Below are 7,041 nucleotides of genomic sequence, written 5' to 3'. Positions count from 1 at the left end.
CGCGCGGCCGGGGGGGGGGGGCGCCCTTACGGGGGGGGGGGGGGGGGGTGGCCGCCGGGGGGGGGCCCCCTCGGGGGGGGGGCGCCCCCGGGGCGCCGCCCCCCCCCCCCCCCCCCCCCCCCCCCGGCCGGGCCGGGTCACCCCGACCCGGCCCGGGCGGTATTCGGTGCGGTGCCAGCCCGTGCCCCGCCGCGACTCCAGGACCGTGCTGCCCTGCGTGACCAGCGTCAGGTGCAGGCTGTCGACGGCGGGCAGGTCGAACCGCTCGGCGACGGCGGTGTGGTCCACGAGCTGGACGAGCGGGGTCGGCCAGCCGTTGTCGCGCCGCGTGCACAGCCGCAGCCGCGCGACGGAGCTCTGCTCGTCGAACACCGCACGCACCCCCTCACCTCGGCGCTGGACACTCACGCTGCCCGGGCCGGCCGGCCGTTATCCAGCACCCGCTTTGCGTACGTCTGTCAGGGACAGTCACGGCGTGGTCCCGAGGATCGCCGTGGCGTGGGCCGCGAGCGTGAGGCCCATGCCGTGCACGAGCGACACCGCCGCGCCGGGTTGCTGGCGCGCCCCCGCTTCCCCGCGAAGCTGGCGGACCGCCTCGGTGATCAGGAACATCCCGAGCATGCCGGGGTGGGTGTAGGAGAGCCCGCCGCCGTTGGTGTTGAGCGCGAGCGAGCCGCCCGGCGCGGTGTTGCCGTCCGCGACGAACGGGCCGCCTTCGCCCTTGGCGCAGAACCCGACGTCCTCCAGCAGGATCAGGAGGCTGATGGTGAACGCGTCATAGACGTGCGCCGTGCTGATGTCGGCGTGGGTGACCCCGGCCATGTGCAGCGCCCGCTCGGCGCTGCGCGCGGCCTCGGTCGCCGTGAGGTCGGGCATCTGCGAGATGTTGCGGTGGTTGGCCGCTTCGCCGGTGCCGAGCAGGTAGACGGGCGGCTTCGCCAGGTCCCGCGCCCGCTCGGCCGAGGTGAGCACGACCGCCGCACCGCCGTCGGTGACCAGGCAGCAGTCCAGTTTGTGCAGCGGGCTCGCGATCGGTGTTGAGGCCAGCACGTCCTCGACCGTCAGCGGTTTCGGGTACGGCGCGTCCGGGTTGAGCAGGGCCCATTCCCGGGCGGCGACGGCGACCTGGGCCAGCTGCTCGCTGGTGGTGCCGTACTGCGCCATGTGTCGCTGAGCGATCAGCCCGAAGCTCCCCACCGGGTGCAGCAACCCGTACGGTTGCTCGTAAGCCAGCCATTCGGCGTTGCTGACCAGCTTGCCGCGGTCGCTGCGCTGGGTGCTGCCGTAGCAGACGAGCGCGACGTCGCAGAGCCCCGCTTCGATGGCTGCGGCGGCGTGCCCGAGGTGGGCGATGAAGGAACAGCCGCCGAGCGCGGTCGAGTCGGTGTACCTCGGGTTGATGCCGAGGTACTCGCTCATGGTGAGCGTCGGCATCGAGTAGTACGACGACGTCGTGAACAGCCCATCCACATCGGACAGTGTGAGGCCGGCTTCCTCGAGCGCGCGTTTCGAGGCGGCCGCCGCGAGGCCGGCGGGGGAGCGCCCGTGCGTCTGGAAGGTGTCGACCTCGGCGATGCCGGCGATGGCGGTCCTGCCGCGGATGCTCATTTCGGTTGCTCCTCACGGGCGCGCGGCCGGAAGTACGGCAGCGTCAGCTCGTCTTGTGGGCGGAACACGGCCTCGACGGGCATTCCCACCGTCACGTCGTCGACGTCGTCGAGCGTGGCCAGCAGCCGGAAGCCTTCGTCGAGATCCACCAGGGCCAGCGTCATCGGGCTCCGGTCGGCGAAGTACGGGTGGCTCGCCCGGTGCTGCACCGTGTAGCTGTAGACCGTCCCGCGGCCCGCCGAGTCGCGCAACCGCAGGCTTTCCCCGCCGCAGTGCGGGCAGACGGCCCGGAGGTAGAACACCGTCGACCCGCACCTGTCGCAGGTCTGGTAGGTCAGGCGGTTCTCCGCCGCGGCGTCGAAGTAGACCCGCTCTTCACCGCGCGGGGCCGGGTTCGGGGGCGTGGTCACTTGATCGCCATCGGGTTGACCGGCGAGCCGACCGCGCGACTGAACGGCAACGGCGGCGCGCAGAAGAAGAACTCGTACTGGCCGTCCTCGGCGCAGTCCTCGGCCAGGCTCTCGAGGTCGAAGATCTCCCCGACGTAGAGGCCCATTCCCACGAGGAAGACGCAGTGCAGTGGCTGGAACACATCGGGCGTCTCGTTCGGCAGCACCTCCATGCCCCAGGTGTCAGTGGCGAGTCCCGCGATCTGCCGGTCGGCGACCCACGGCACGCTGGCGAGCCCCATGCCGGGGGCGTGGCCGCCGGCGTAATCGCCCCAGTTCCCGCGCCGCGCCCCGAGCTGACCGGTGCGGACCAGCACAAAATCTCCTTGGCGCACCTCGACCTTCTGGCTGTCCGCGCAGGCGTCGAGGTCGTCGGCGGTGATCGCGTAGCCGTCTTCGAGCGCGTCGACTCCCTTCGCTCGCGCGATGTCGAGGAGCACGCCGCGGCCGGCGATGCGGTCGGCGGCCTGCGCGATGTCGTTGCGCGTGGCGCCCTTGCTGGTGACGGCGGTGGGGGCATAGCCGTTGTACATGCTGCCGTCGAAGAGGATGTGCGACAGCGCGTCCCACTGGGTGCCGGACTGCAGCGGCATGATGACGAGGTCGTCGGTGCCGCGGCAGTGCCGGTCGTTGCCGCCGTAGAAGTCGTCGACGATCGTGCCGGTCGCGATGTCCCCGCCGTCGCGGAACATCAGGTGGATCGGGTTGAACCGGCCGAACCCGCCGCGCTGCGGGCCGTCGGCGTCGAAGGGCAGCGCGAGCGAGAACCGCTTGCCGGTCCTGATCGCGGACGCGGCCGCGGCGACGGCTTCGGGGGTGACGTGGTTGAGCGTGCCGACCTGGTCGTCGGCGCCCCAGCGCCCCCAGTTGCCGTGCTTGGCGATGAGCGCGCGCACCGTCTCGACGTTCGGGGTGGTGGCGGTGGTCATGCTTCCTCCTGGCTCACGGTCACGGGTGCGGACAGGCGGGTGGCCGCCTCGCCGATGTCGATGCGGTCCCCGCGGGCGTAGTCGCCGTCGCGGAGCCGGTGCTTTTCGATCTTGGCCGTCGGTGTCATCGGGATCTCGGTGACGAACTCGACGTAGCGGGGAACCTTGAAGCGCGCCAGCCGTTCCGTGCACCACGCGACGAGCTCGCCGGCGGTGGGGGTGTGGCCGGGCTGGGGCACGACGATCGCGCAGAGGTCCTCGTCGAGCAGGTCGGACGGCACGCCGATGACGGCCGAGGTTCGGACGCCCGGGTGCGTGTTGAGCGTCTGTTCGACTTCCAGGGACGAGACGTTCTCCCCGCGGCGGCGGACGATGTCCTTGACGCGGTCGACGAAGTAGAACCAGCCATCCTCGTCACGCCAGGCGCTGTCGCCGGTGTGGAGCCAGCCGTCGCGCAGCGCCTCCGCGGTGCGCTCGGGGTCCTTGAAGTAGCCGAGCATCATGGCGGCGTTCTTCAGGACGAGCTCGCCGACTTCGCCCGGGCCGACCTCATCGCCGTTCTTGTCGACGATGCGTGCCTCGGTGCGGGGGACCGACGGGTCGGGGTGGTGCCGGGGCAGGCCCATCGTCCCGGCCCGTCGGGGCTGGTCGCGGGGTTCGAGCAGGCCGTAGGTCGTCTCGCTCATGCCGAACCCCGAGATGGCGCCCAGGCCGAAGCGCTGCTCGACCTGTTCGCGGACGTCGTGCGGCAGCGCGGGCACGCCGTACGCGACGCGCACGTCGTGGTCCTTGTCGAGGGGCGACGGCTCGCTCTTGCTGAGGATGACCGCCATCGCGCCGATGTAGTTGAAGACGGTGACGCGGTGCCGGCGCACCTCGGGCCAGAACCGGCTCGCGCTGAACCGCGGCGCGAGCACGAGCGCGCCCTCCGCGCCGATCGCGCCCATGGTCGAGTACGCCTGCGAGTTGATGTGGAACAGCGGGAGGCACGCGTACACGCGGTCGCCCTTCGCCATGTCCATCCAGTACGGGTACGCCTGGCCGGTCAGCACGTAGTTGCGGTGCGTCTGCATGACGCCCTTGGGCCGCCCGGTGGTGCCCGAGGTGTAGATGAGCGAGATGACGTCGTCGCCTCGCAGGTCGACGACAGGCACCGAGGCCGGATCGGCCTGCGCCATGGCCTGGGGGAAGTCGAGGAACCCGGCGCTGTCGCCGAAGCTGCAGAGGGTCCGCAACGCCGGTGCCGACTGCCGGATCGCCGTGAAGAAATCCGCGTGTTCCGGGTCGACCAGCGCGGCGACCGCTTCGGAGTGCTCGACCAGGTACCGGGCCTCGTCCAGCTTGAACCCGGTGTTGACCGCGACCAGGATCGCGCCGAGCTTCGCCAGGCCGAGCCAGGCGTGCAGGAACCCGGGGGAGTTGCCGGCCATGAAGGCGACCCGGTCGCCCTTGCGCACGCCCAGCCCGTGCCAGACGGCCGCGGCGCGGCCGACCTCGGCGACGAACCGCGCGTAGGTCTGTTCCTCGTCCTGCCAGATCAGGAACGGCTGATCGGGGTTGCGGGCCGCTGCCGCCTCGAGGAAGTCACGGACGTTGAGCTTGTCCAGATCCACCACGTCTCCTATGTCTCGTTCAGCAAGACTGTGTCTCGAAAATTGCACGAAGACCTCGCGCTGTCAAGGCTCTGAGTGAGACACTGTCGCGCAGAGGCTCCTTGAGGAAAGGAAGACTGTGGTGAGTGAAGAGCGGGCGGGCGCCGGGCGGCCCGGGGTCCTGGACCGGGCGGTCGTGCTGGTCGAGCTGGTGGCGGCGCAGGAAACGGGGATCGGTGTCCGGGAAGCGGCGCGGCAGACCGGCATCGACCGCAGCGCGGTCAGCCGGATCCTCACCCAGCTGGAAGAGCTCGGCTGGGTCGAGCAGACCGGCGAGCGGGGGGTGTACACCGCGGGCTCCCGGCTGTTCTCGCTGGTGGCGGTGCTGCGCGACCGGGACAGCCTGTGGAACGCGGCGAAGCCGATCCTGCGGGAGATCGTCGACGTCTACAACGAGACCTGCTACCTGGCCGTGCGGGAGCACCACCGGCTGGTCTTCCGGGACAAGATCGACTGCGACCAGCCCATCCGGTACGTGCTCGAGCTGGGCAAACCGATCCGGCTGACCTCCGGCGCGGCCGGCACGGCGATCCTCTGCGGCATGCCGGCCAGCGAGGTCGAGCTCGTCTTCGGCGAGGGCCTGGAGCGGCATACCCCCAACAGCATCACCGATCTGGCCGAATACCGGGAAACGCTCGAGCGGGACCGGAAGCTGGGTTATTCGGTGAGCCGCGGCCGCTGGGTGCGCAACGGCGCCGGCATCGCCGCGCCGTTCTTCGACGCGAGCGGGTCGTGCGCCGGGGCGGTCACGCTGAGCATGCCGGGAGACCGGCTCGAGCTGCTGCCCGTCGAGAAGGTGGGCGAAGCGGTCCTCGACGGGGCTCGGCGCCTGTCGCGCCGTCTCGGTTATCTGGGCACCTGGGGGAGGTGAAACCAGAAAAAATGAGACAGTGTCTTGACTTGAGGCGGTGGGTTACGCAGACTACGAACACGCTCGGCCGGTAGCCCGCGAGATCGCGAGGCAACTTGCCGTGGAGGCCGCCGGGCGCATCCCTTTCCCTGTTCGCCAGGAGGTGCGCATGACCGCGTCAACGCCGACGCCGTCGCAGCCGGGAGACCAGCGGGCCATGCGGCGCATCGCCGTCGCGGGCGTCGCGGCGACGACGGCCGAGTGGCTGGACTTCTACGTCTACACAACGGCGGCGGCCCTGGTGCTCGGCCCGCTGTTCTTCCCGGCCCAGAGCGCCGCGATGGGCACGATCGCCGCCTTCGGCACCCTGGCGGTCGGGTTCCTGGCCCGCCCGGTCGGCGGGATCATCGCCGGCCACCTGGGCGACCGCTGGGGCCGGCGCCCCACACTGGTGCTCGCCATGGTCGTCATGGGCACCGCGACGACCCTGATCGGGCTGCTGCCCACCCACGCCGTGGTGGGCGCGCTCGCCCCGGTCCTGCTCGTGCTGCTCCGGCTCGTCCAAGGTCTGGGTGTCGGCGCGCAGTGGGCCGGAGGCGCGCTGCTGCTCACCGAACACGCCCCCGTGCGGCTACGCGGCTTCTACGGCAGCCTCGGCCAGCTGGGCGCGTGCCTCGGCGCGGCGCTCGCGAACGGCATCTTCCTGCTGCTGACGCTGCTGCTGTCCGACGCCGACTTCCGCGCCTGGGGCTGGCGGCTGCCGTTCCTCGGCGGGTTCGTCGTCGTCCTCTTCGGAATGTACGTCCAACGGCGCATCGAGGAGACGCCCGTCTTCCTCCACCTGCAGCAGGCGAACGCCGCGAAGGCTTCGCCGGTCAAGAAGCCGCTTGTCGAGGTGTTCCGGACCCACCGCAAGGCGGTCGCCCAGGCCGCCGGGGCCTTCCTCGTGGGCAACGCGGCGTTCTACGTCCTGAGCACGGGGATGGTCGACTACGGCAGCCGCGTGCTCGCGCTGCCCCGCAGCACCGTACTGGCCTTGGTGATGTGCGCCGGGCTGGTGCAGGTCGTCGCGCTGCCGTTCTTCGGCTGGCTCAGCGACCGCGTCGGGCGCAAGAAGCTGTTCCTGGTCGGGACCGCCGCCATGGCGGTCTGGGCGTGGCCGCTGTTCTTGTTCGCCGACACGGGAAACCGGTGGCTGCTCGGCCTCGGCCTGGTGATCGCGTACGTGATCCATTCGTCGATGTACGGGCCGCTCGCCGCGATGTTCGTCGAGATGTTCCCCGCCGAGGTGCGCTTTTCCGGCGCCAGCCTCGGTTACCAGATCGCTTCCGTGGTGGCCGGCGGGTTCGCGCCGACCATCATGGCGACCCTGGTGGCGGTGACCGGCCGCAGTTGGTCCGTGTCGCTCTACCTCAGCGTGCTGGCGGTCATCACGTTCGCCGCCGTCTGCACGATCACCGAAGTCTTCCGGCGTGACCTCTTCGCCACCGGCACCGGTGCCGTCGAGGACGTCCGGTCGCCCAGCGTTCGCACCCAGTAGAAGGAGAGACCCC

Annotated in this window: 6 protein-coding genes; 2 read left to right on the top strand and 4 right to left on the bottom strand. The window is 70.9% G+C overall.

Annotation, left to right across the window (positions count from 1 at the left end):
- Nucleotides 1-468: 468 nt before the first annotated feature.
- From ACIA5G_RS48845 to ACIA5G_RS48830, 4 genes are read right to left on the bottom strand one after another with little or no spacing between them, the layout of a single operon-like run.
- Entirely contained in the window at nt 469-1,608 is a 1,140-nt protein-coding gene (locus tag ACIA5G_RS48845; RefSeq protein ID WP_395936475.1) for an acetyl-CoA acetyltransferase, read from the bottom strand.
- Nucleotides 1,605-2,018, bottom strand: coding sequence for a Zn-ribbon domain-containing OB-fold protein (locus ACIA5G_RS48840; RefSeq protein ID WP_395936473.1), 414 nt, complete (start codon nt 2,016-2,018; stop codon nt 1,605-1,607). The genes ACIA5G_RS48845 and ACIA5G_RS48840 overlap by 4 nt, the downstream gene beginning before the upstream one ends.
- Nucleotides 2,015-2,986, bottom strand: a complete 972-nt coding sequence (locus ACIA5G_RS48835) for a cyclase family protein (RefSeq protein ID WP_395936471.1) — start codon at nt 2,984-2,986, stop codon at nt 2,015-2,017. The genes ACIA5G_RS48840 and ACIA5G_RS48835 overlap by 4 nt, the downstream gene beginning before the upstream one ends.
- Nucleotides 2,983-4,599 carry an AMP-binding protein gene (locus ACIA5G_RS48830; RefSeq protein ID WP_395936469.1) on the bottom strand — a complete coding sequence of 539 codons (1,617 nt, stop codon included), beginning with the start codon at nt 4,597-4,599 and terminating at the stop codon, nt 2,983-2,985. Before ACIA5G_RS48830 ends, ACIA5G_RS48835 begins: the two co-directional genes overlap by 4 nt.
- Before the next feature lie 121 nt (nt 4,600-4,720).
- Between ACIA5G_RS48830 and ACIA5G_RS48825 the strand changes: the two genes are divergently transcribed.
- Together ACIA5G_RS48825 and ACIA5G_RS48820 are read left to right on the top strand one after the other, a co-directional pair.
- Nucleotides 4,721-5,509 (top strand): IclR family transcriptional regulator, encoded by a 789-nt coding sequence (locus ACIA5G_RS48825; protein ID WP_395936467.1) that lies wholly within the window; start codon nt 4,721-4,723, stop codon nt 5,507-5,509.
- 148 nt (nt 5,510-5,657) lie between these two features.
- Nucleotides 5,658-7,028 (top strand): MFS transporter, encoded by a 1,371-nt coding sequence (locus tag ACIA5G_RS48820; protein WP_395936465.1) that lies wholly within the window; start codon nt 5,658-5,660, stop codon nt 7,026-7,028.
- Nucleotides 7,029-7,041 lie beyond the last annotated feature (13 nt).

Origin of the sequence: Amycolatopsis sp. NPDC051758 (genome assembly GCF_044453095.1) — a bacterium.
GTDB lineage: Bacteria > Actinomycetota > Actinomycetes > Mycobacteriales > Pseudonocardiaceae > Amycolatopsis.
This window is presented reverse-complemented; position numbering and strand designations above follow the sequence as displayed.

Bases quoted from the DNA above. Each gene is read 5' to 3' on its own strand.
- ACIA5G_RS48845 (WP_395936475.1), bottom strand. From the start codon at position 1,608: ATGAGCATCCGCGGCAGGACCGCCATCGCCGGCATCGCCGAGGTCGAC.
- ACIA5G_RS48835 (WP_395936471.1), bottom strand. From the start codon at position 2,986: ATGACCACCGCCACCACCCCGAACGTCGAGACGGTGCGCGCGCTCATC.
- ACIA5G_RS48820 (WP_395936465.1), top strand. From the start codon at position 5,658: ATGACCGCGTCAACGCCGACGCCGTCGCAGCCGGGAGACCAGCGGGCC.